The organism is Bacteroidota bacterium (assembly GCA_018692315.1).
In the GTDB taxonomy this organism is placed as follows: Bacteria; Bacteroidota; Bacteroidia; order Bacteroidales; family JABHKC01; genus JABHKC01.
Window position 1 is genome coordinate 1 of record JABHKC010000117.1, and the last position, 23,842, is coordinate 23,842.

General features: G+C 34.0%; 14 protein-coding genes. 11 read left to right on the forward strand and 3 right to left on the reverse strand.

All coding sequences use genetic code 11. The features are described from left to right. The 11 genes from HN894_09300 to purQ form a co-directional block, all read left to right on the forward strand. Positions 1–271, forward strand: a 271-nt coding sequence (locus HN894_09300) for a T9SS type A sorting domain-containing protein (GenBank protein ID MBT7143522.1), incomplete at its 5' end; no start/stop codon positions are given. 89 nt (positions 272–360) lie between these two features. Continuing rightward, positions 361–1,551: a poly-gamma-glutamate synthase PgsB gene (pgsB, locus tag HN894_09305; GenBank protein ID MBT7143523.1), complete on the forward strand. Its 1,191-nt coding sequence runs from the start codon at positions 361–363 to the stop codon at positions 1,549–1,551. Beyond that, the gene (gene pgsC / locus HN894_09310; GenBank protein MBT7143524.1) at positions 1,544–1,996 is read left to right on the forward strand and encodes a poly-gamma-glutamate biosynthesis protein PgsC; all 453 of its coding nucleotides are present in this window, start codon (positions 1,544–1,546) and stop codon (positions 1,994–1,996) included. The genes pgsB and pgsC overlap by 8 nt, the downstream gene beginning before the upstream one ends. Positions 1,997–2,044: 48 nt before the next feature. Further along, positions 2,045–3,199: a poly-gamma-glutamate system protein gene (pgsW, locus tag HN894_09315; GenBank protein ID MBT7143525.1), complete on the forward strand. Its 1,155-nt coding sequence runs from the start codon at positions 2,045–2,047 to the stop codon at positions 3,197–3,199. Positions 3,200–3,275: 76 nt separating this feature from the next. Further along, a complete protein-coding gene (locus tag HN894_09320) occupies positions 3,276–4,187 on the forward strand; it encodes a hypothetical protein (protein MBT7143526.1) in 912 nt (303 codons plus the stop codon). A 73-nt stretch (positions 4,188–4,260) separates the two neighbouring features. Beyond that, positions 4,261–5,412, forward strand: coding sequence for a hypothetical protein (locus HN894_09325; GenBank protein MBT7143527.1), 1,152 nt, complete (start codon positions 4,261–4,263; stop codon positions 5,410–5,412). 39 nt (positions 5,413–5,451) lie between these two features. Further along, a complete protein-coding gene (locus HN894_09330; GenBank protein ID MBT7143528.1) occupies positions 5,452–6,462 on the forward strand; it encodes a hypothetical protein in 1,011 nt (336 codons plus the stop codon). An 88-nt stretch (positions 6,463–6,550) separates the two neighbouring features. Beyond that, the gene (locus HN894_09335; GenBank protein ID MBT7143529.1) at positions 6,551–7,654 is read left to right on the forward strand and encodes a DUF1624 domain-containing protein; all 1,104 of its coding nucleotides are present in this window, start codon (positions 6,551–6,553) and stop codon (positions 7,652–7,654) included. A gap of 28 nt (positions 7,655–7,682) precedes the next feature. After that, on the forward strand, positions 7,683–8,924 hold the full coding sequence (locus tag HN894_09340; protein ID MBT7143530.1) for a hypothetical protein: 1,242 nt from the start codon (positions 7,683–7,685) through the stop codon (positions 8,922–8,924). A 327-nt stretch (positions 8,925–9,251) separates the two neighbouring features. Further along, positions 9,252–11,660 carry a sodium-translocating pyrophosphatase gene (locus HN894_09345; protein ID MBT7143531.1) on the forward strand — a complete coding sequence of 803 codons (2,409 nt, stop codon included), beginning with the start codon at positions 9,252–9,254 and terminating at the stop codon, positions 11,658–11,660. 298 nt (positions 11,661–11,958) lie between these two features. Then, positions 11,959–12,654, forward strand: coding sequence for a phosphoribosylformylglycinamidine synthase subunit PurQ (purQ, locus tag HN894_09350; protein ID MBT7143532.1), 696 nt, complete (start codon positions 11,959–11,961; stop codon positions 12,652–12,654). 95 nt (positions 12,655–12,749) lie between these two features. Here the strand turns inward: purQ and HN894_09355 are convergent, their stop codons facing one another. From HN894_09355 to HN894_09365, 3 genes are all read right to left on the reverse strand, one after another. Then, positions 12,750–14,537: an LruC domain-containing protein gene (locus tag HN894_09355; protein MBT7143533.1), complete on the reverse strand. Its 1,788-nt coding sequence runs from the start codon at positions 14,535–14,537 to the stop codon at positions 12,750–12,752. A 458-nt stretch (positions 14,538–14,995) separates the two neighbouring features. Beyond that, complete coding sequence (locus HN894_09360) at positions 14,996–16,144, reverse strand: AI-2E family transporter (GenBank protein ID MBT7143534.1); 1,149 nt, start codon at positions 16,142–16,144, stop codon at positions 14,996–14,998. A 138-nt stretch (positions 16,145–16,282) separates the two neighbouring features. Then, positions 16,283–23,722 (reverse strand): T9SS type A sorting domain-containing protein, encoded by a 7,440-nt coding sequence (locus HN894_09365; GenBank protein ID MBT7143535.1) that lies wholly within the window; start codon positions 23,720–23,722, stop codon positions 16,283–16,285. Between the last annotated feature and the right edge of the window lie 120 nt (positions 23,723–23,842).

Here is a 23,842-nt window from a genome sequence, read left to right on the forward strand (position 1 = left end):
TAGTTTAGAGCAAAATTATCCGAATCCATTCAGTCCATACACCTGGATAAGTTATACACTCCCCGAGGACTGCACTGTTTCGCTTAAAATATTCGACATAAGAGGGCAATTGATAAAAGACCTTCAAAACGACAAAAAGCCGGCAGGCAAATATTCTGTAATGTGGAACGGAACCAATAATTCTGGAAAAAGAGTAAGTTCAGGAGTTTATTTATACCAAATTCAGACTGAGAAATTTACAAAAACTATGAAGTTGTTTATCTTAAATTAAATTTTGCAATTGTCGAACGACCATATTTTGAAGGCGAATATGTAGAGACATACACTAAAATGTCTCTACATACAAATATAAAATAAAATATGTACATTTTCTACATTTTATTGGTTATGGCATTTGCAGCCACGGTTTTTGGTTTAATAGAATACAACCGGCATCAAAAACGAATATATTCAATTCCTATGCGTATTCATGTAAATGGGACAAGAGGAAAATCGAGTGTAACTCGTCTGATAGGAGCTGGCTTGCGAGCTGGCGGAATTTCGACCATAACAAAAGTAACAGGCACGTTTCCTCGCTTAATTTTGGAAGACGGTACCGAAACTTTCATACATAGAAAATCAGATCCAAATATTTTAGAACAATTGTCAATTGTGAAATTTGCTTCACGCAGAAAAGTCAGAGCCTTAGTGATGGAATGTATGGCTCTACAACCACAATTTCAGTCGATTACCGAAAATCAAATGATTCACGCAAATGTAGGAGTCATGACTAATGTAAGATTAGATCATGTAGATATTATGGGCCACACTCTATCCGAAATTGCTGAAACACTTGGCAGAACAATTCCTAAAAACGAAAGTTTTTTTTCATCAGAAAATGTCATACCTCATACATTAAAAGAAATTGCCGACAAACGAAATTCAAAGTCATTTTTTATTGAAACCAAAACGGTATCACCTGATGAAATGCAAGGCTTCAGCTATATTGAACACAGAGATAATGTTGCACTTGCTCTGTCGGTTTGCCAGCATTTGAAAATTGACAGAGAAACAGCATTAAAAGGTATGTATGAAGCTGTCCCGGATGCCGGAGCTTTAAGATGTCATCAAGTTGAAGCATTCAAAAAGCAGTTATTTTTTTATAACGCATTTGCTGCAAACGATCCCGATTCTACTTTCATGATATGGAAAATTATTCAAGAAGAAATTGGGCTTGAAGGGACAAGAATAATTCTCTTGAATACCCGACAAGACAGACTTGACAGGGCTCGACAGTTAGCAGAACTATCAGGTGGCAAATTGGCAAATGAAATAGATTGTTTGATGTTGATTGGACAATCTACTGAAGTTGTTGAAAACATGACAGTTGGCTACGGATTGCCAAAGAATAAAATTATTAATTTAGGCTTAACGACACCTCAAAATGTTTTTGAAAAAGTATTGTCAATAACTGATAAAAAGTCCACAATACTTGCAATAGGAAATATGGGAGGAATGGGTGCTGAAACAGCTGAGTTTTTCGAAAATAGAAGTTCCACAAATTATGATTGAATTAGCAATTACTTTAGGTTTAGTTTTTAGTTTATTGTCTTACGAAGTATTCGGATTGGCAGCCGGAGGGATAGTTGTTCCCGGATACATAGCGTTGCAACTTTCGCATCCCGAAAGGCTTGCAGGAATAATAATTGTAAGTTTGCTTACTTTTTTGATAATAAAAGCTTTAAGCAAATATACATTTCTCTATGGACGCCGTCAAATGGTTCTTAGTTTATTAATTGGTTGTTTATTAGCGTATTTTTCAAGATATTTTATGAAAATAGATATTGCTGCAACTACAGTCGAACTTCAAGCCGTTGGTTGGGCAATTCCCGGATTAATCGCCTATTGGTTCGGAAAGCAAGGAGTTTTTAAAACACTTAGCGTATTGTTCATTTCCTCTGTATTTGTCCGATTAATTGTGATATTAATATTTGCCGGAGCTTTATTGCCAAAATAATTATGAATTATAAATTATATACTTCCAACTTTACAGACATATAAATTGATGAAATTTCGAGCAAAATCAAACATTGTATTAAGCGTTTTGGCATTTTTGGCACTATTGGCATTTATAGCTGTAGAAAACGGGAAAGTTGATGTGAAACAAGATTGGTACGACGAAAAACTCGAAGCCTCACAACTCTCACAATTGGCTGTAAACCACTTAAAAAATTATCGTTTAGGTAAGGGAATTTTTATTGATGCTATAAACGATCCTAACCAAACAGCTTTAATTGGGCAAGAATATACTTTGATAACTACCGACCGTGGATATATTGAATCAAAATTAGCAACCACAAACCCGAATTTTGCAGCTGTAATTGTCCAAATGCTAAAAGATGCAGCATTGAAAGCAGGCGATAATGTAGCAGTAGCTTTTACCGGTTCTTTTCCGGGTTTGAATATTTCTGTTCTGGCTGCTTTGAAAACTTTAAATCTTAATCCTATCGTTATATCGTCGGTCGGTGCATCAAACTGGGGTGCAAACGATCCATACTACACTTGGTTAGATATGGAAAATATTCTATACAAATCAAAAATATTCCCTAAAAAATCAGTAGCTGCATCAATAGGAGGAGGAGCCGATCTTGGAAGAGGATTGAGCCCAAAAGGACGAGATTTGATAACTGAGGCAATTGAAAGAAATGAAATGGACTTTATTCATGAAGCACATTTAGAAAAAAGTATTTCTAAACGTATGAACATTTATGAAAAATACAGCAATGGAAAGCCTATAAAAACTTTCATTAATGTTGGAGGAGGTATTGCAAGTCTTGGAAATACAATTAATGGAAAACTAATTCCTGTAGGGCTTACACAAAATTTGCCGATGAGCAATTTTCCAGTTCATGGTGTAATAATTCAGATGGCACAAAATGCAATTCCTATAATTCACCTTTTGAATATTAGTCAATTGCTTGAAAAATACGGATTGCCTAATAGCCCCGATCCACTTCCAGAACCAGGCGAAGGGAAAATTTTCGTACAGGAAAAATATAGTATTTTGATAACATCACTTGCAGTAATATTTTTACTTGTTGTTGTAATTTTGGTATATATAGTTGAAAAAAAACATCATCAGCTCGGTACAGATCCGGTTCCATTAGCCAACATTCAAAAAGCAAACAAACATGAAACAGATAGTATTTTAGATTTATGAAATGGAAAGAAAATACCACAGAACTATTTTTCAAATTCTTATTCAAAAAAAATGACTAACTTTTAAAATATAGATAATGAAAAAAATTCAAGCAATCTTTTTTATTCTGGTTATATCAGTTTCAGGTTTAATTGCACAATCAGCAAAAAAATCTCGCTCGCTAAAACCAACAAATTTCCAGAAAAAAGTAACTACACTAATTTCCGGGAAATCGAGATCATACTACTCTTTAAGTTCTGAAAAATTATCTACAATAAATATCCAGGGTCCGGGAATATTACGCATTCTGTCTCGCGGACGATTTGTTCCTAATCAAGGAAACAATATCAATTATGAAATAATATATACTATTGATGGCGGCAAAACTGAAAATGTGAAAATAAGTGATGTGGAGCGGTCAAAAAAAGCTACCTATTTGAAAGGCTCTTTAGGTGTGCCAGGGCAGCTCGAAGATTTTGAAATTGTATTAGGACGCGGGAATCATACTATAGAGGTTAAATTAAAGGATAAAAATATTCCGGTGGCTAATCGCTATATTTTTACACCCGTAAAAAAGAAAAAACAAGAATGGATCGCATTTTCTCCAAAACAACCTTCCGAACCTGTTGATTTAATTTCAAGAGAATCTACCGTAAACTATTATCGATTTTCTATGGAAAAGCCTGTAAAAATAGAAATTTTCGGACCTACACAATTGCGAGTTTTAACTCGAATAGAAAATCATTATCAGATGAAAGGACGAATTCATTATCGCTTGCAAGTGAAAGAAAATTCTAAGGTGATTAATACCTACCAACTGAGCAGTCGCCGTTCCGAAATTGCTGTGTATAAAGACAATAAAGAATTGATTCCTGGGAAAGCCTGCGAATTTGTAATAAATGTCCCCAAAGGAAAACACACTTACGAAATTATCCCTCTCGACAAAGACAAAAATTCTATGTTAGGTAGGTTTTTGTTACCCAAAAAAGATGTTAAATTAAGAAAATGAAATAAATGAAAAATGAAATTGGAAAAAATGTATTGTTATGCCAAATTTCAAATTTCAATCAAAAAATATACCTATGCAAAATAAAAAATCCAAAGTAAAATTCTTCACAACAAGAATAAGCATCATTTTGTTTAGCTTGATATTTATTCTTGCAAGTGGAGAAGTATTTGCTCAAAAGAAGACTAAGAAAAAGAAAAAAAAGTCGAAGAAATTCGAGTTCGTAGTAGGGCTTTCTTCAACCTACGACAATAATATTCTGAAATATTCTGAGAAATATTTAGATAGGTTTCATAATAATGAAGACGAAGGACGCTTTCATATCCAAACCTACGATGATATAATTATTCAACCTTCGCTTCAATCGACCTATATTTTCCGCATTTTCAAAAAATATAAATCGAAAATAAATATCGATTTTAGCCATAAAAAATATGCCATGAACGATGTAAAAACATGGAGTTCAATGAGCTTAGGATTTAGGCAATACTTGAAGAAAAAAGCGAGTTTTAAAATTTCGTATGGACATATTCCGAATTTTTACATTCGTCATTTTCGCGACGACGATTGGGTTGATGTTTTAGGATATACAAAAGAAACTTTCAAACCTATGGCATTTTCGAAAGACAGTTATGATTTTTGGTTTCAAAATACATATTTCAAAAACTCACGAATAAAATTGTCGTTTTCATATTTTAAATATTATTATAACGAACATTTCACCGAGTATGATTGCTTCAATTTGGTTTATGGAATAAAACTATATCAACCATTAAATAAAAAAATCAGGCTAACTCTTGGCTATCAATTTGTTAGCTCAGATGCACAGGCTTTCGACGAAGAATTTGAAAACAAAATTAATTCCGATGATTCGGATGGCTCATTCAAGGAAGATATTTTTATTCTTGGAATGAACTGGAAGTTGCCAAAATTGAAGAAACGTTCTAACGATTTCAACATAGAAGCAAAAATTATGAAACGCTATTTTTCGTCGGTGCATTACCTTGAAGATGATCCAACTCATGCCGGACGAGTAGATGATAATATTAGAGTATATTTAACCTACAATTTAAAGCTTTCGAAGAAAACTAAATTGGCAGTATTTTACAATTGGTATCTTAGAAATTCAGATACAAGTGCCGAGGAAAACAAAACTTATTTATCGAACGAAAAGGACTATTTTCAAAATCAATTAGGTTTGAAATTGTCCTATAGTTTTAAATTATAAAATCAGAAATTCAAAAAATAATTATTAAAAAATACAGAAATGAAAATGAGTAGATTACTTACTTTAGTATTATTAAGTGGCTTTTTATTGGTTGGATGTGGAAAACCAAACGAACCAGAATCTTTAAAATCGCAAACAACGGGTGGCTATTCGGTAGTTAGCAAATTAGCTACTACAGCCTATGCACAAGATATAGTTATAAAAGACAATTTGGCATATATCGCTCAAGGCGAAGGTGGTTTGGTAATAGTTGATATTAGCGATGCCGAAAATCCTCAAACAGTTTCAACTACAAGTTATGGAGTTCGTGGATATTGCAATAAAATTGAAATAAAAGACACTGCGGTTTATCTTGCTGCCGGCTCGTTTGGTATAAATGTCATCAATGTGAGTGATGCTGATACTCCATTTGTAAGTGTTTCGAATTTGGGTATGAAACCTGCCAAAGATTTTCACATAATGGGAAATTATTTGTTCACGGCAATTAGCGAACAGGGAGTTGGCATTTGTGAAATTAGTTATCCAACCCAGCCCGATATACGAGTAGAATTTAAAACTTCAGGTTATGCAAGAAGTATGGCTACTACAGCTGACAGCAGCAAGTTATTGGTAGCTTGTGGGGAAATGGGTTTATCTATCTACAATATTACAGATTTTCAGGAGGGATATGGCGAATATCCTCTTGCCGGCTGGAAAGATACTCCGGGATATGCCGAAGATGTTGCAGTTTCCGGACTCGAATCTATTGCTTTTTTAGCTTGCGGAACTGCCGGTTTGCAAATTGTTGACTTTTCTGATACAGCAAATATTTTTATAGTTGGAAGTTTAGATGACGGAGGATATGCCAAAGAAATTATTTATAATAACAATCTGGTATATATGACTACAGAAACTTATGGTTTAAGAATAATTGATGTTACTCTTGTCTCCGATCCAAAACTTGTTGGTTCTGTTGGTTCTGAGTTTGCTTTGGGTGTTGATATGGACGACAATTATATTTATGTTGCCGATGAGGACGAAGGATTAATTATTATTGCGAAACCTGATTAATTGTAGAAAACAGAAAGTTTTAAGGAATTATGAATTATGGTCACGATAGATTTTGGGAAATAATAAATTATATTCAAAAATGAAAGGCATGGCAAAAGAAAAACCCCGATTTTTATTCATCGACCAATTTCGTGGTTTGATAATAATTCTTATGCTTGTCGATCATTGCTCTTACTATTTCAATTCTATTTGGAAATATCTTGACCCATTAGATCCTGTATTTACTGACTGGGGGCAAGTTGCCCTACGCTATGTAGGATATTTGTGTGCACCCGGATTTTTGATGATGGCTGGAGCCATGATTTGGTGGTCAAATCAACAACAGCGGGCAAAAGGAACTTCCGGTGGATCAATTCGTTGGCAATTTATTCAACGTGGTTTGTTTCTGATAGTTCTGCAAATGACATGGGTAAATTCTTCCTGGGGAGGTTTCACTACTTTCAAGCCCTGGCATTTTGGAATAATTGCAAGCATAGGAGTTTCAATTATTTTATTGTCATTTATTGTGAATATGCGCTGGTATTTTCAACTTCTCATTGCACTTGCTGTTTTAATTATTCATCCATTTTTACTAAAAATTCCTTACAATCCCGAAATTGGATGGCCTCAAGTTTTGATGCAAACCTTTGTTGATGCCGGCAAATTTAATAAATACCCTGTTTTGCCTTGGTTCGCAATGGCTGTTTTGGGTTCAGTAATGGCAAACGGCTGGCTAAAAATTTGGGAAACCGACAAGAAAAGAATTCAAATGAGCATCATAATTGCTTTGGGAGCATTTGCTCTGGCAACAATTGTGAGAATGAGTCGTGGATTTGGAAATATTTTCACCTACTCCGATTTTGGTTCTTATTCGTTTTTCTTTGACCAAAAATATCCGCCAAGTTTGTATTTCAGCATTTGGTGGTTCGGTTGGGTTGTGTTATTGGTTGCAGGTTTTATTGCGATAAATAAAGTAGCTCCGAAACTTTTGAGTGTGTTTACAATTCCCGGTAAGGTTGCACTTTTTTTCTATATGATGCACATTGCAATTATGGGAGTTTTTGTAAAAAGAACAGGATTTTTATTTCGCGAAGGTGAGGTTCTTGAATCTCTGATTGGTGTAGCTCTTATGTTAGTAGTTATGCTGCCGCTGTGCAAGTATTTCTATGGAGTGAAACGTAGAAGCAGTAATTTTTTCATTCGTATGATATAAAAAATTGGGAGTATAAAAAAGAAAAAATATGAAAACGTCCATTTTAATAATTTCCCTGCTAACAGCACTGTTTTTCACAATAGGATGTTCTACTCGTACTGACACACCAAAAATTTATGCCGATTCCACGATAGTCTTTCCTGCAAAAAAGCCTGACGATATTTCTTCAAAAATTACTTTTTATAGAAAAATGAATATTAAGAAAGGCGAATTGGCAGGTAAAGAAACTGTTTTTACAATTGCCGAAAAAGAAAAAGTCAGAGCTTTCATAGAGATAGAAAATCGTGATTTCTATAAGGAACGTGAATTAATGTTTCATATTGATTGGATAGATTCATATGGAAAGTCGATCTACCAAAAACAAATTTTACTAACTCCTTCCGACACTTCTTCAATACTAAAAAGTTCAATTTCTATTTCGCCTGAAACTCGTCAAGCTGGAAAATATAAATTGCGATTATATTTTTTTCGTGAACTTATAGCTGAAAAGAATTTTGTACTTCTTCCGGAATTTCAGATTATCAATGAAAATGGAGAAAGAATAATTGCAGATATTTCTTTTTGCAGAAAAGTAAGCAAAAAAACAGGAAAACGAATTGGTGTGGATACGGTATTTTTTCAAAAAGAAAAACAAAAAATTCGCGCTGTAGTCGATTTTGAAAATAGGTTTGCATATAAAAATAGAGAACTGCAATTTCGTTTCGATTGGATAGATTCAATGGGTCATACATTTTACAAAAAACAAATTGATTTACAAGCGAAAGATTCATTAGCAAGCATCAGTAGTTCCATTTCAATTTCGTCTGAAAAACGACAAATTGGAAAATATTCTCTTCAATTATTCTTATTCAATAAATTGATTGCGCAGAAAAATTTCCAATTGAAGACTAAACCAGAACCTGTTCCTGTAAAGAAAAAAAATATTAAAGCCTCAATCACGCTATGCAGCAAAATTGATAAAAAAACTGGCAATCGGATTGGAGTTAATACAATTTTTGAAATAAAAGAAAAACAGCGAGTTCGTGCTTTTTTAGATTTAGAAAATCTCTCTGAATATAAAAACGAAATGTTAATTTTCTATTTTAATTGGATAGGAACCGATGGAAAGTCTTTTTATAAGAAAAAAATTGAACATATACCACAAACCTCAAAATCGACTATTAGCAGTTCAATCTCAATTTCGCCAAAAAAGCGAATGCCTGGAAATTACATATTGAGGACACTATTGTTCGATGAAATAATTTGTGAAAAGAAATTTGAACTTAAATAGAACTAAAGTTTATTCATTTAATAAGCTATTAGAAAACGACAAAAACTGCCTTACTTTTATGTTTAGAATCAGTCATCCCGAAAAGTCGGGACTCCTGATTTCTAATTGAAAAACATTTTCTTGTTTCTAATCCACACTATGCAATTGTTTGGTAGCTTCATTCTAAAAACGCACTAACAACATTTCGGTGTGAGCAGGAAAATTGCTTCTGCATAGTGAACCAAAATAGCATGCTATAAAACATCTTTTTTTAATTTTGTGTTGTAAAATACATTTTCTATTATATTTTTGCACACTTTATTATTAAAAATTATTATTGTTAATTGTATGAAAAAGAGATTATTAAGTATTGTAGCAGTTTTTCTCATTCCTATTTTAAGTTTTGCTAGCGAAGCAGATTTAGTAATACCCGAGGATGTAAAAGGAGAAACAATTTTGTATTGGGGGTTTTTAATCACCTTTGCAGGATTTTTGTTTGGTTTATACCAATTTATGAAAGTTAAAAAAATTAGAGCTCATAAATCAATGTTAGATGTAGCTCATGTAATTTACGAAACCGGAAAAACCTACCTCATTCAGCAAGGAAAATTTCTTGCAATTTTGTTTGTCTTTATCGGAACAGCAGTTGCGTTTTATTTTGGTTTTCTTTCAAACGACCCTGAAACCGGCGAAAATCTGTTTGGATTTGGTGGAGTTATGATGATTCTTGGTTGGACCGTGATTGGGATTCTGGGATCTTATTCGGTCGCTTGGTTCGGAATTAGAATGAATACATTGGCAAATTCGCGAATGGCATTTGCTTCATTAGAACGTAAACCTATAAAACTTTTAAACATTCCGCTAAATGCAGGTATGAGTATAGGTGTTGTGCTTATTTCTCTTGAGCTGATTATGATGCTTATCATTTTACTTTTTGTGCCGGGAGAATATGCCGGAGCAAGTTTCATTGGTTTTGCAATTGGCGAATCGTTGGGAGCTTCGGTATTAAGAATTGCAGGTGGAATTTTTACAAAAATTGCAGATATTGGTTCAGACTTAATGAAAGTGATTTTCAAAATTGGCGAAGACGACCCAAGAAATCCGGGAACTATTGCCGATTGTGTTGGCGATAATGCCGGCGATAGTGTAGGTCCTACAGCCGATGGTTTTGAAACTTATGGTGTTACAGGTGTAGCTTTAATTTCTTTCATTCTGCTTGCAGTAACAAGCATAGATGTTCAGGTACAGCTTCTTTCATGGATTTTCTTAATGAGAATATTGATGATAATCACTTCAATAGTTTCCTTCTGGATAAATGGAGCACTGACTAAAGCAAAATATGAAAATGCCGACGATCTTGATTTTGAAAAACCACTGACATCTTTAGTTTGGATAACATCAATTCTATCAATCGTTGTAACTTTTGTTGTAAGTTATTTTACAATTAAAGAACTTCCAAATAATCTTTGGATATCCTTATCAGTAATTATTAGTGCCGGAACACTTGGTGCTGCTTTAATTCCAGAATTCACCAAAATTTTTACCAGCCCGAAATCAATACATGTCAATGAAGTGGTTGAGGCATCGAAAAAAGGCGGAGCTTCATTAAACATTTTGTCGGGATTAGTTGCCGGAAACTTTAGTGCATTTTGGAAAGGTATGGTCTTTTTCTTATTGATGTTTATTGCATATTATGCCAGCACTTTTGGATTAGATGGTTTTATGGTTTATCCTTCGATATTTGCATTTGGTTTGGTTGCTTTCGGAATGCTCGGAATGGGACCTGTTACTATTGCTGTTGACAGTTATGGTCCAGTTACCGACAATGCACAATCTATTTACGAACTTTCTTTAATTGAAGAAGAAAAAGATATTAGAACACCAGAAATTGAAAGAGACTTTGGTTTTAAACCAGATTTCGAGAAAGCTAAATATTACCTTGAAGCTAACGATGGAGCGGGAAATACTTTTAAAGCGACAGCAAAACCGGTTCTTATCGGAACAGCCGTTGTAGGTGCAACCACAATGATATTTTCACTAATTCTTGTGATAAAGCATACTTTGCATGTAGAACCTGCCGAAATTTTGAATCTGTTAAATCCTTATACTATAATGGGATTTTTATTAGGAGGAGCGGTAATTTATTGGTTTACCGGAGCATCAATTCAAGCTGTTACAACCGGTGCCGCTCGTGCTGTTGAATATATTAAAGAAAATATCAATCTTGACCCCAACGCTCCTAAAAAAGCAGATGTTGAAAAATCGAGAGCAGTTGTGAAAATCTGTACAGTTTATGCTCAAAAAGGGATGTGGAATATTTTTATTGCAATTTTTTCATTTGCATTAGCATTTGCATTTTTGTCTTCACCAGGGGAATCGAATGCTCCCGTTTCTTTGTTTGTTAGCTATTTATTGTCTATTGCATTTTTTGGATTATATCAGGCAATATTTATGGCAAATGCCGGAGGTTCTTGGGACAATGCCAAAAAAGTAATTGAGGTTGATATGCAGGAAAAAGGAACGCCATTACACGATGCATCAGTAGTTGGTGATACTGTTGGCGATCCTTATAAAGATACTTCATCTGTAGCATTAAATCCAGTAATTAAGTTTACAACATTATTCGGATTATTGGCAATGGAAATTGCAATTTCAGAACAATTTAGTGAAATTGCTCCTTATGTAGGAATTGGTTTTCTTGCTGTAGCTCTATATTTTGTATATCGTTCGTTCTATAAAATGAGGATAAATAGTTAGAACCATTTTTAATTAGAAATAAAAAAGGGATTATTTTAGCTTGACTATTATAATCCCTTTTTTGTTAGATGAATTATTTTCAAGAATATCCCAATCCGAATCTATTCTGTATATAATTTAGTTTCAATAAGTTTTGCTTAAAACTAAACAATAGAATTTTTTAAATAAACCATTAAGTTTGATTTAGATTTCACTCAGTAACTGGTTTTATCAATATTTGTTTTAAAGTGAAAAATAAGTTCAGCTATTTAATTATCACTTTTTACTATCTTTGGCCAGAATTTAAATGTGAAATATTATGAAATTTGGTGTTGTTATTTTCCCAGGTTCAAATTGCGATCACGATGTAATATATGTCTTAAAAGAAATTTTAGATCAAGATGTTATTGAATTGTGGCACAAGGACATAAGCCTTCAAGACGTTGATGCAATAATTCTTCCGGGAGGATTTTCTTTTGGCGACTACTTACGTTCGGGAGCTATTGCCAGACACTCATCTATAATGGAAAAAGTAATAGAATTTGCAAATTCCGGAGGATTTGTTTTTGGCATTTGTAATGGATTTCAGGTTTTATGCGAAACAGGATTACTCCCTGGTGCTTTGCTTCACAATGATAATCAGAAATTTATTTGCAAAAACACATTTATTAAAGCAGAGAATAAAAACACTATTTATTCCGAAAATGGAAGAAAGACATTAAAAATTCCGATAGCCCATGGCGAAGGCAGATATTATACTGACAAAAAAACATTAGAAACTTTACAAATAAACAATCAAATTTTATTTAGATATTGTACAGAAGACGGAACTATAAGTCAAGATGCAAATCCTAATGGATCTGTTGAGAATATTGCCGGCATATGCAATCTGAACAAAAATGTATATGGAATGATGCCACATCCTGAGCGTGCCTCAGACGACGAACTTGGAAATACTGATGGAAGATTTATTTTTGAAACAATAATTAAGAATCTAAAATCGCAAAAACAATAATTGAAGTTTAGCTTTTACGATAAAGCAATATATTTTTGAAACATAAAAAAAGCCCGATACAGTCGGGCTTTTTTTATTTTATATTATTATAGCTTTTATGGTGTTGAATACAGATTATTGCTTTCTCTATATCCAGGTTTCTCTAAATACCAATCGTTAAATATACTTCCATTGCTTGAAGCCCAATCAGCCAAATGTAAATATGCCGTACTTATATCAACTTTCTCTAATGGATAAGAAAATTCTCTCGGAATATTTATTACCCAAGGCAGATTATTTGCTGTTCTATAATATATACCATTAATTATATTGCTTGCGTCATTAAATGTTCCGAACAAGGTTTCATCGACCAAATCAGTTGGATCGTATCCCGGACTTGGCAAATGAACTTCATGCCCTCTATCTAGATCAATAAATATAAATGGGTTAAACTGAGGTAAAGCAAAATTAAATAAGGAATAACTTCCTCCAACTACACTAATATGAATTATTGTTGTATCATAGTCATTGAAAGTACCACTTGATGTTGTATTTCCAACATTTGGAACCTCGTCATAAGGGATAATTGTTATTAATGACTGACTTGCTTCGGTACCGTTTGCACTATAAGAAATCAATCCTGTATTAGAGACATAACCACTTACGTTTATGTCCGCTGAATTTACACTTGCATCAGGTAAGTCAAATCCAAAACCATTAGCAAATCCAGCTCCCGTTGCCTTCACAACAAATGTCATAAAAATATCGACAACATCATTTGCAGGACTTACAACAGATTTGAATTGGTAAGCCATAACTAAATCGTTGAAATCGAAATCGCCTTGCGATGGCCATAAATCCTCAAATAATAATGTGCCAAATCTATTACTACTTGGATAATAAATATCAAAAGCTAAAAGTGGATCATTCGGATAATCATCTTCAGTATCTGCTACACCATCGTTGTCGGAATCTGTAATACTGGAGGTTCCAGATAATGAAGCTATTCCACTAAGTCCTTGAGCTAAAAATTGGTTCGTCCCAGTAATCAATGGTGGGTTTAGAGGCATGTATGTAGGAGTCATTTGAACTATTGCTCCGGTTGTAACATCCCAGACTTTCCAACTAAATTCTTCGTCTGCAAGGAACCCATCGTTTCCAATATCGGCTCCCCAAGCAGAAAGAGCAAAATTCGAACTAATATATTCGGCATATCCTGCACACGCTAAAGTTCCTAATGAGTCGAAAAAGACCCCAATATATGAACCATAACTTAGTTGTATGCCATTTATAGTTATTGGAACATTATTCTGAATTAATACCGTATGATTACTTCCTGTTATGCTATATGTCCACGGTGGTGCATTAAGTGGTGCATTAATGGTGGTTGTTGAACCAAACGAAACAGACGAACCAGAAATGTTCCCAATGCAAACTTCACCTTCTTTCGGACTATCTGTTGCAGCATTATTATAGACATATTCTGTTCCAAGAGAAATACTATTTATTGATGAAAAAGATTTCAAATATCCAACTTCAACAATTTGGCTGGAAACATCAACAATACTCCCATTTACAAAAACCTGATCGACATATGTGGGTAATGTGATATCTATTGAGATAAAGTCTTCATTAGAAAAACCAATATAATACTCCACATCACCATCAACAGAAGTAATTTTTATTATCCTGTTAAGTGCGTTTGGAATATTAAACTTAATATCCTTCGTTAGTTTCCAATCAAATGATGCATCTACTTCTAAGTTTTGGAATAAAGTAGTACTAAGGTTTGGGTCATCAGGATTGGTTTTCCTTTTTTCGCAAGCCGAAATTCCAACAAAAATAATGGTAAACGCAGCGATAAGAAAAACATTTAAATTAATTTTCAATAAATACGATTTCATGTTTTCAATTTTTAGGTAAATATGATAGGGTAATTGTTTTAATAACTAAAAATCAAGTTTGGGAGCTATTTCCTATTAATGTAATGAACTCATATTTCAAAATAGTCTCTCAAACTTTTCAAAGAACAACTTAATATTCAATATTCAAAGATACGAAAAAGCCGTAATCCGCCTAAAACATTTTGACTACTTTTTAATATTCAGGGAGTAATGATAAAATATACGAGGTTAATGTAAAAATTTGTTAATTTTAATAATGATTTTGAATTTGTACATTTCATTGATAATCCTAATCCTGATTTTTTTTAAGGAGCTTCTAAAGATAGTAAATTTCGAGGTGAAAGAAATTTGCATATTTAGAAATTCCCTTAATGATTATAAATTTTTCCTCCATGAAAAACAATAAATTTCTTTTTCACTTCATCATTCGTTTTTGCAGATCATTCTATTTAATAATATCAGCTTTCAAATTTATTTTCTAAAACTTCATGGTAAGAAGTCAGAAAATATCTTTTGATGTAGATTATTATTAGACTTGTAATAGGTATCCCAATTAATAATCCCTGTATCCCAAGCAGATAGCTCCAAACACTAAGAGCAAGAATCATAATCACCGGATTCATTCCTATATTTTTCTCCATAATTTTAGGATTAAGAATAATTTCTTCAAAAATACTTGCAAAAATAAAAACTCCAACTACAATACCGAAATATAATAAATAACTTTGATTATTTTCAATAGAAAGTACTAAACATCCTATTGATAGAGGAATAAGCGACAAATATTGCAAATACGGAATGTAAGATAGTAAAACAATTAGAGTAGTTATTAGAATTATCCCCGGCATATCCATAATAATAAATGCCGTAACATAGACTAAAGATAATATCAAAACAATTTTTGTTCTTAGTTTGAAATATTTTACAAAACTTTGATTAAAATCATCAGCGATAACATTAAGTTTCGTCTTTATTTTATTGCTAAAATATCCTTTTCTAATAGATTCAAAATAATCGTACTGATAAAGAATAAGTATAAAATAAAATATTGTAGAGAAAAACATAAAAATAAGACTAAATCCGGGTTTTTCTTCTGTAAGGATTTTTTCGTCATTTTGGAACATTGATGTTAGTTCTTGAAAAGATACTTTAATTGATTCAATGTCTAACTGAGATGTGTCCATTTCTTTCAGAGTGGTTTTTAGTGAATCTGCTTTTAGATTTATTTCATTTTCTAAATTGTCAAAATCATAAAAATTTCCGATTAAGTCTTTTGCCTTCTGTCCGGCTTTGTCCAAATTGTCTTTGTTCTTCGAGCTTAAAACTTTGAAACTTTGGCTAAGTCGCCTAAAATCTCTGTTTATAAATTGTGTAAAATATATCAAAAAGACTAAAATTATAGACACAATTGTTGCCAAAAATAATGTATTAGCTAAATTCCTGCTTCTTACAATTTTTCGAATTTTAACAATCAAAGGATTCGCTAAAAATGCAAGCAACATACCCAAAATAAATGGCAGGAACAATCCGTACAGATAATAAAATGAAACTGAAATAGAGATTATGAATGCAGCAAGTATGATTTCGTGTTTGTGTTTTTTTATCATTTGTCTTTTGAATTAACTGCTAACTATGTTATAAAAAATCCCATTTTTTATGGGTTTCATCATTTTTACGTTCCAAAAAAAAGGCTTTCAATAACCAAAAGTTAAAGAAAGCCTTTCAATTTAAAGTATCTAAAAATATTATTTAATAATATTCATTTGTTTTACGGCTTCAAAATCGTTTGCTGAAATTTTGTAGAAATATGTTCCGGCAGGAAGATTTTTTGCAACAAAATCTATTGAATGCTCACCATTTGAATAAGTGGTTTGCGTAGTAGTTTCAATTAGTTCTCCCAATGAATTATAAATAGAAATATTCACAAATGAAGATTCGGGAAGATAAAAACTAATTTGAGTTGTTGTAGAAAACGGATTTGGAGAATTTTGATTAAGAACAGCATTATCTGAAATAGCTTTAAGGCTGGCTACAACGCTTATTGCATCTGTTTCAAAATTATGACTCCCTTCTATCCAATCAGTTACAATAATTGATTCAATATTTCCGGTTTTTTGACTCCAAACTTTAATATCGAAAATTTCGCCTGAAAGAAATCCTTCTGTTGCGTTTGTGGTATTGTCGTCTCCCCAAATTGAAAGAGCTGTGTTTTGATTATTAAAAACAGCACTTCCGAGAAGATTTCCATTGCTATTGAAAACGCCTATTTCGTCTCCTGTTTCTGGTCGCACATCCCAAGAACTCAAAGGAATACACAAGGACATATTATTTCCTGTATTAATATTAGTTTTGAAATGCTTCGGATTTGTCAAAGAATTTTCAATGGATGATTTGCTAGAATTTGCAGGATATGTTAGAACTGAAGCAGCATCTAATTTTACTTGGTATGCTTGTCCTGGAACCATATTTCCAATACTGTTAATTCCATATATTGGCCAGTAAATTTGTCCAATTCCATTTTTGGCAATTGTTAAATTTGCATTGATATCGCTTAACATTATTGATATATCGGCTTCAGTTTGACGTAAGTAACCGAGATAGCTCCAGCCTAAATCTAAACTAATTGGAGTTAATTCAGGAATTGCAGCAGTACCATATATATCCAAAGATTGTGCATTGTTAAGTTTCACTAAGAATCCTTCTCCAATAATCATATTGCCAATAGCATTTATTCCAAACAATGGCCAGTAAACTGCCCCGTTCTCGTCTTTAGCTATAACAATATCGAAGGCAATAGAGTTTAGTACACTATCAATATTTGGCTCGTCTGGAATTATATAAGTCGAGAAGAGGTTCCAGCCTGCCCCAAAATTAATTGTTTGAAAGTCTATTGTGGTAGTTACTTCCTCAATATCAGTCGAATCAGTTGGTTCGAGTTTGAATGCACTGAAAGAATAATCTATAATACCTCTAACATTATAAGTACTTCCTAAAACCGGAGTATATACATACATAAGGTCGTTCACTATTCCCGTATCAAGTCCGTCAGTAATTTCCCATTCACCATAACCCATATTGTCGTTAGTACATACAACATTTTCAAGCAAAACAAGAACACTTTCATATTCTTCAGTGAAATTTCCAACAGCAACAGGTTCAGTTTCGGGAAGCATATTGCCGGAAGTTACAATTGTGAAACTTGATACATTTTTAATTTCAGTAAAACCATAATATTCATCAACTTCACCTGAGATAACAACACTATCACCAATTGCGACAGGATTATTAGAATCATAAACATATATTCCGTTCCATGCACCGGTAGCATCTTGAATAAAATATCCATAGCTTGAAATTCCGGTAACGAAACCAGCAGTTGTAACATTTTGCCCATCTAATGGAGAATCTCCACTTGGATCGCTAGTAAATTGAATATCATAAATTGAAGTAATTATCAAAGGTTCCTCATCGTTAAACCAGACATCTAATATATTAACGCCATCTACAACAGTGTATTGACGATTTGCACCTCCAGGGAATTCTGCTAAAGCCCAATCGGTATTAATTCTGAATTTGAATTCGAGCATTTCGCCAACTGTCATGCTATCAAAAGTGATAGTATAGATTCCGTCTCCATCTGTGTCGGTAAGGAAATCGCTTGCACTCCATCCATTTAGAGTACCGGGTACATCAAGAACATCATTTACAAAATCGAAGTTTCCTATTGATTCCTGATATGTCATATTTACATTGAATGTAACGGCTGCAATAGTATCAAATTCTATTGGATTGTGAGATCCAAGATGTTCAAAGGTATTTTCATCAAATACGAACCATTCCGAATCGTTATAATTTGTGCCAAAAGAAGCAACCCAGTCTGTGTTTCCATTTAATACAGTTGTTTTTCTAACTAATGTATTGTTTTGTGTTGCATTAGCTTCTCCTGCTACTGGCCAAGCATCTCCCGGATCTAATGTTTCATCTCCGAAAGCATCAATTATTGTCCATGTAGCTCCACCATCGCTTGTTTTTTCTAAAGCTCTTGCATCGTCTCCATTAAAGTGTACAGGGCTTGATCCTGAATATGGAATAACCTCATTAGCTAGAGTTGTATCAAAATAAGTTGCACTAATTTGATCTGCTACAATTACCCAAACATCCCCATCTGCAAGTGTTGCACCTGCCGGGAAATAATGCCATGATGTCCAACCATCGGCATTATGAGAATTTGCGATTCTATAGTTTGCAAGATCGGCAGAAGCTCCCGAGCCATTGTAAATCTCCAATGCTTTGTTATTGCTCGAACCTTCTACATATTCAGAGAATAATAAATCAGCTACTATTGGCGGTTCTTCATCGTTAAACCAATGATCTAATATATTGGAACCAGTTTGAACTTCATACGTTCTATCGTCAGCAAATGACTCCCAGCCTGTTCCATTAATACGGAATTTGTATTGACAAACATATCCAACATTCAGGCTGTCGATAGTAATTGTGTAAATACCATCTCCGTCTGAATCATCTAATGGAAGTGAGCCTCCCCAACCGTTGAAATTACCTGCGAGATCAACAAAATCGTTTATTAGATCAAAATTACCAAGAGTCATTTGATAGTTCATATTTACATTGAAAGTAACTGACTCACCACCAGGAGGTGGAATAACATAATCAACATCACCGGTTACGATTCCCGAAGAATCAAGAGTGAAAGTAATATTTGAACCTTCAATCAGCCATAAGCCCCATGTTGAGCCATCGTTTTCAATTGCACCCCATTCGTATGAACCAGGAGCAACATTAATAACACATGTCCAAACAAAATCGCCGGCTGCAATGTCACCATTTGTTCCATCATCGAACATTTGAATCAAAGCCCAGTTTGTGAATTCTCCTTTTAGCTCAATATCTGTATAAGATTCTGTTCCGTCTGTAACGGTAAATGTTATATCATAATTTGAGGCAGTGTCGATATCGACATGCGAACCAAGATACTCAAATGTATTTTGGTCGAATACTTTCCATTCAGAATCGCTAGTATTTGTTCCGGCTGCAGCATCCCAGTCTGAATTTCCGTTAGCAACTGAGAATTTCCTGACTAAAGTATGATCTTGAGTTCCATTACTTATGCCGGCAACCTCCCATCCTGAGCCTGGATCAACCAAATCGTATCTTCCAATTATGTCGATAATTAATGTATCTGTAGCAGTAATTTTTGCTAATGCTCTAACATCGTCTCCATTAAAACCAACAATATATCCACTTGCATTATATGCTAAAGTGTCATCAGTAACTGAAAGAATTACACTGTCGGAGCTATTATTTGCAATTACCCATACATCGCCATCGGCTAAGATTGTACCTGCCGGAAAGTCATAATGGTCGAAGCTCCATGCATTTCCATTATAGTTTGTAAGAATTGCATATTCGCTAAGGTCAACTATCGAACCAGAACCATTATAAATTTCTATAGCTTTATTATTGCTGCTTCCTTCAATATATTCCGAGAAGAAAATATTATCATAAAGAGCAGCTTGTTCATCATTGTACCAATAGTCCATTTCATTAGTTCCTGCAACCACTGTATAGTTTCTATTTGGTCCGCCGAATGGAAATTCAAGAGTCAAATCAGACCAGCTTCCATTAATTCTGAATTTAAATTCCATAAGAAAACCAACAGAAATACTGTCAATTGTAATTGAATAAATCAGGTCGGTGTCAGGGTCTAACAATTGAAATCCTGTACCGTCCCAACCATTAAAATTTCCTGCTACATCAACAAAATCTATTGAAGAATCGAAAATTCCTAAAACTTGCTGATAGTTCATATTTACATTAAAAGTAACACTAATTAGTTCGGCTGGTTCTTCATCGTTAAACCAATGGTCAACTACATTTGTTCCTGTTACCATTGTATATTGACGATTATTAATAGTTTCCCAGTTTCCTGAATTAATTCTGAATTTATATTCATATAAAGAGTCAACATATAAATCTGCGAAAACAACCATATAAATGCTATCTCCAAAAAGATCAATCATTTCTGTTCCTGACCAGCCTTCGAATGAACCAGCAACATTAATTGTATCAACACCGGGAACAAAATTTCCAGAAGAAATTTGATAGCTCATATCTACATTAACTGTAAGATCTTCCTGAGTTGCAACAATATGTGGGTGAGAACCAACATATGTATATGTATTTTGATCAAAAACTATCCATTCTGAACTTGCAGCATCTGTTCCTGCAGCAGCATCCCAATCTGAATTTCCTGTTAAAATAGATGATTTTCTTATTAAAGTATGATCTTGTGTACCATTTGCAACTCCTGCAACTTCCCATCCTGAACCCGGATCCACAAAATCGTATCTTCCAATAATATCAATTATAACTGTATCTGTTGTAAATATTTTAACTAAAGCTCTTACATCATCACCATTAAAACCAACAATATATCCACTTGCATTATATGCTAATGTATCATCGGTAACAGATAAAATTACACTATCGGAGCTACTATTTGCAATTACCCAAACATCGCCATCGGCTAAGATTGTGCCTGCCGGGAAGTCATATTGGCCACTCCAGGCACTACCATTATAATTTGTAAGAATTGCATATTCGCTAAGGTCAACCGCTGCACCAGAGCCATTGTAAACTTCAATAGCTTTATTGTTGCTGCTTCCTTCTATGTATTCAGAGAAGAAAATATTGTCGTATTGAATTGGCATATCATCGTTATACCAGTAGTTCATAACATTTGCACCTGCAACAACTGTATATGTTCGGTTTGGTCCGCCAAAAGGAAATTCGAGAGTTAAATCGGACCAGCTACCATTAATTCTAAATTTCCATTCCATTTGAGAACCAATTACCATACTATCGATTGTGATTGTATATATAAGATCAGAATCCGGATCACTTAACATATAAGCTGTTCCGTCCCATCCGTTGAAATTCCCTGCAACATCAACAAAATCAACTGAAGGGTCGAAATTCCCAAGCGTTTGCCAGTAGCTCATATTTAAAACAAAGGCAACATTTGTATATAATGGAGCTGCTTCGTCGTTGAACATATGTGTTACTTCATTAGTACCAGAAATTATTGTGTATTGCCTGTTTGCAATAGTCTCCCAATTGCTTGAATTTATTCTGAATTTATATTCATATAAAGTATCAACATAAAGGTCTGCAATGACTACGCTATAAACACCATCGCTATCAATATCGGTTAATTCTGTTGCAGTCCATCCATTAAAAGAGCCTAATGTAAAAACAGTATCAACAAATGGGATAAAATTGCCAAGTGTAATTTGGTAGTTCATATCAACATTTATTGTAAAACTTTCTTGCGAAGTCAAAGTGTTAGGATGCGATCCAAGCCATGTAAATGTATTTTCGTCTAAAACAATCCATTCTGAAACTGAAGCAGCAACCCAATCGGTATTTCCATCAACAATTGAAGCATCGCGAACTAAAGTATGATTTGCAGTAGCGGAAGAAACTCCTGCAACATCCCAACCACTACCAGGATCATTATCAGGGTCGCCAATCAAATCAACAATAATTGTATCAACTCCATTCATGAAACATAAAGCACGGGCATCGTCGCCATTATGATGTACTGCACTTGGGTAAGAAAGAATTTCATCGGCTTCAGCATAATCAAACAAAGTGGTATCTGTAGAACTGTTAATAAGAACCCAAACATCGCCAACAGCAATAGTTGCACCTACCGGGAAATTATGGTAATAAGACCATCCGTTTCCATTAGAGGCTTGAGCAATGGCGAAATCATCAAGATTAACAATATCATTCGAGCCATTATATATTTCTAAGGCTTTATTGTTAGAGCTTCCTTCAATATATTCGGAAAAGAAAACACCAGTTGGCGTAGCAGGTGGTGGAGGCATTTCGTCAGTGTACCAATAGTCAACTACATTAGTACCACCACTTAGGACAGTATAGAAACGGTTCGAGCCACCAGGAAATTCTGAATTGTTCCAATCTCCGTTAATTCTGAATTTAAACTCCATGACATAAGCTTCTGCTATGCTGTCGATAGTTATTGTATAAATCAAATCGGTATCGAGGTCGGTAAGCATATAGCCGATTCCATCCCAACCATTGAAATTTCCTGCAACATCAACATAATCGGTCGATGGATTGAAAGCTCCAAGAGTTGACTGATAGCTCATATCTACATTAAATGTAACATTCGTAAGAACAGCTGGTGCTTCATCGTTGTATAAATGATCAACTACATTTGCACCGGCAAGGACAGTGTAAAAACGATTTCCAACTGATTCCCAGTTTGAACTATTAATTCTGAATTTATATTCAAGTACATCAGTTTCATTTACACCAGAAATATCAACAGTCCAGATATTATCTCCAACTGTATCTGTCATAGCAGTGCCACTCCATCCATTCATAGATCCTGCAATATCAACAAAATCCGATAGTGGATCGAAATTTCCGAGAGTAATTTGATAATTCATATCAACATTCATCGTTACTACTGGTGGCATGTATTCATAAATACGAATATTGTCGAATGCAATTTCTTCATCTCCGGAATTCATTTTTAGTCGGACACGAAAAACAAGGTTTGTTGCACCTGTATCTAAACTATAAGAGAAGGTCTGAAATGTAGAATTTAGAATAGTTCCGGTAAAATCGGCAGCACCATCTAAATCAGTATCTTCACGCATATCGCCATTTGTTGCATCTCCATTAACCCAATCGTGGCCATAAAAAGCTCCAAGTATTTCGAAAGTTCCCGAATTGTCTTTCTCATATTCAAAGATAAGATAATCAGGATCATCATACTTTGCTGTTTGTGGGGCTGCTAACATAATGGAAGCCATCAGATCAGAATATCCAGCGACATTCACAGAATTTAATGTTACTACACATTCGCCGGGCATACCATCAGCATCCGTATCTTCGGCTCCAATATAGTATGTTCCATCTTCTCCATCAAGATTTACCATTCCAAAATCGCCATCTTGTCCCCAAAGGAAATAATCGCCATACCCATCAGTTTGGAAATTTGGAGTGTGAGTAAAATTCAGAGTATCCTCAAAACTTTCTGTATAAACGCTTTGCGAATACAGAGTTCCTGCAAATAACAGGATTGTCAATAAAGATAAAAGTTTCTTTAAGTTAAATTTCCGTCTCATACTTTTAATTTTAATTAATAATAATTTGGTTACTAAATATTTAAAAAAAATGTCTTAATTCAATATTTCAAAGCTTTATTAGAAAACAAAACCTGAAATTTTTGAAAACGTTTTTTCAGC

What these genes read in the sequence shown, in the direction of transcription:
- pgsB (MBT7143523.1), top strand. Translation starts at nt 361, where the DNA reads ATGTACATTTTCTACATTTTATTGGTTATGGCATTTGCAGCCACGGTT.
- pgsC (MBT7143524.1), top strand. Translation starts at nt 1,544, where the DNA reads ATGATTGAATTAGCAATTACTTTAGGTTTAGTTTTTAGTTTATTGTCT.
- pgsW (MBT7143525.1), top strand. Translation starts at nt 2,045, where the DNA reads ATGAAATTTCGAGCAAAATCAAACATTGTATTAAGCGTTTTGGCATTT.
- HN894_09320 (MBT7143526.1), top strand. Translation starts at nt 3,276, where the DNA reads ATGAAAAAAATTCAAGCAATCTTTTTTATTCTGGTTATATCAGTTTCA.
- HN894_09325 (MBT7143527.1), top strand. Translation starts at nt 4,261, where the DNA reads ATGCAAAATAAAAAATCCAAAGTAAAATTCTTCACAACAAGAATAAGC.
- HN894_09330 (MBT7143528.1), top strand. Translation starts at nt 5,452, where the DNA reads ATGAAAATGAGTAGATTACTTACTTTAGTATTATTAAGTGGCTTTTTA.
- HN894_09335 (MBT7143529.1), top strand. Translation starts at nt 6,551, where the DNA reads ATGGCAAAAGAAAAACCCCGATTTTTATTCATCGACCAATTTCGTGGT.
- HN894_09340 (MBT7143530.1), top strand. Translation starts at nt 7,683, where the DNA reads ATGAAAACGTCCATTTTAATAATTTCCCTGCTAACAGCACTGTTTTTC.
- HN894_09345 (MBT7143531.1), top strand. Translation starts at nt 9,252, where the DNA reads ATGAAAAAGAGATTATTAAGTATTGTAGCAGTTTTTCTCATTCCTATT.
- purQ (MBT7143532.1), top strand. Translation starts at nt 11,959, where the DNA reads ATGAAATTTGGTGTTGTTATTTTCCCAGGTTCAAATTGCGATCACGAT.
- HN894_09355 (MBT7143533.1), bottom strand. Translation starts at nt 14,537, where the DNA reads ATGAAATCGTATTTATTGAAAATTAATTTAAATGTTTTTCTTATCGCT.
- HN894_09360 (MBT7143534.1), bottom strand. Translation starts at nt 16,144, where the DNA reads ATGATAAAAAAACACAAACACGAAATCATACTTGCTGCATTCATAATC.
- HN894_09365 (MBT7143535.1), bottom strand. Translation starts at nt 23,722, where the DNA reads ATGAGACGGAAATTTAACTTAAAGAAACTTTTATCTTTATTGACAATC.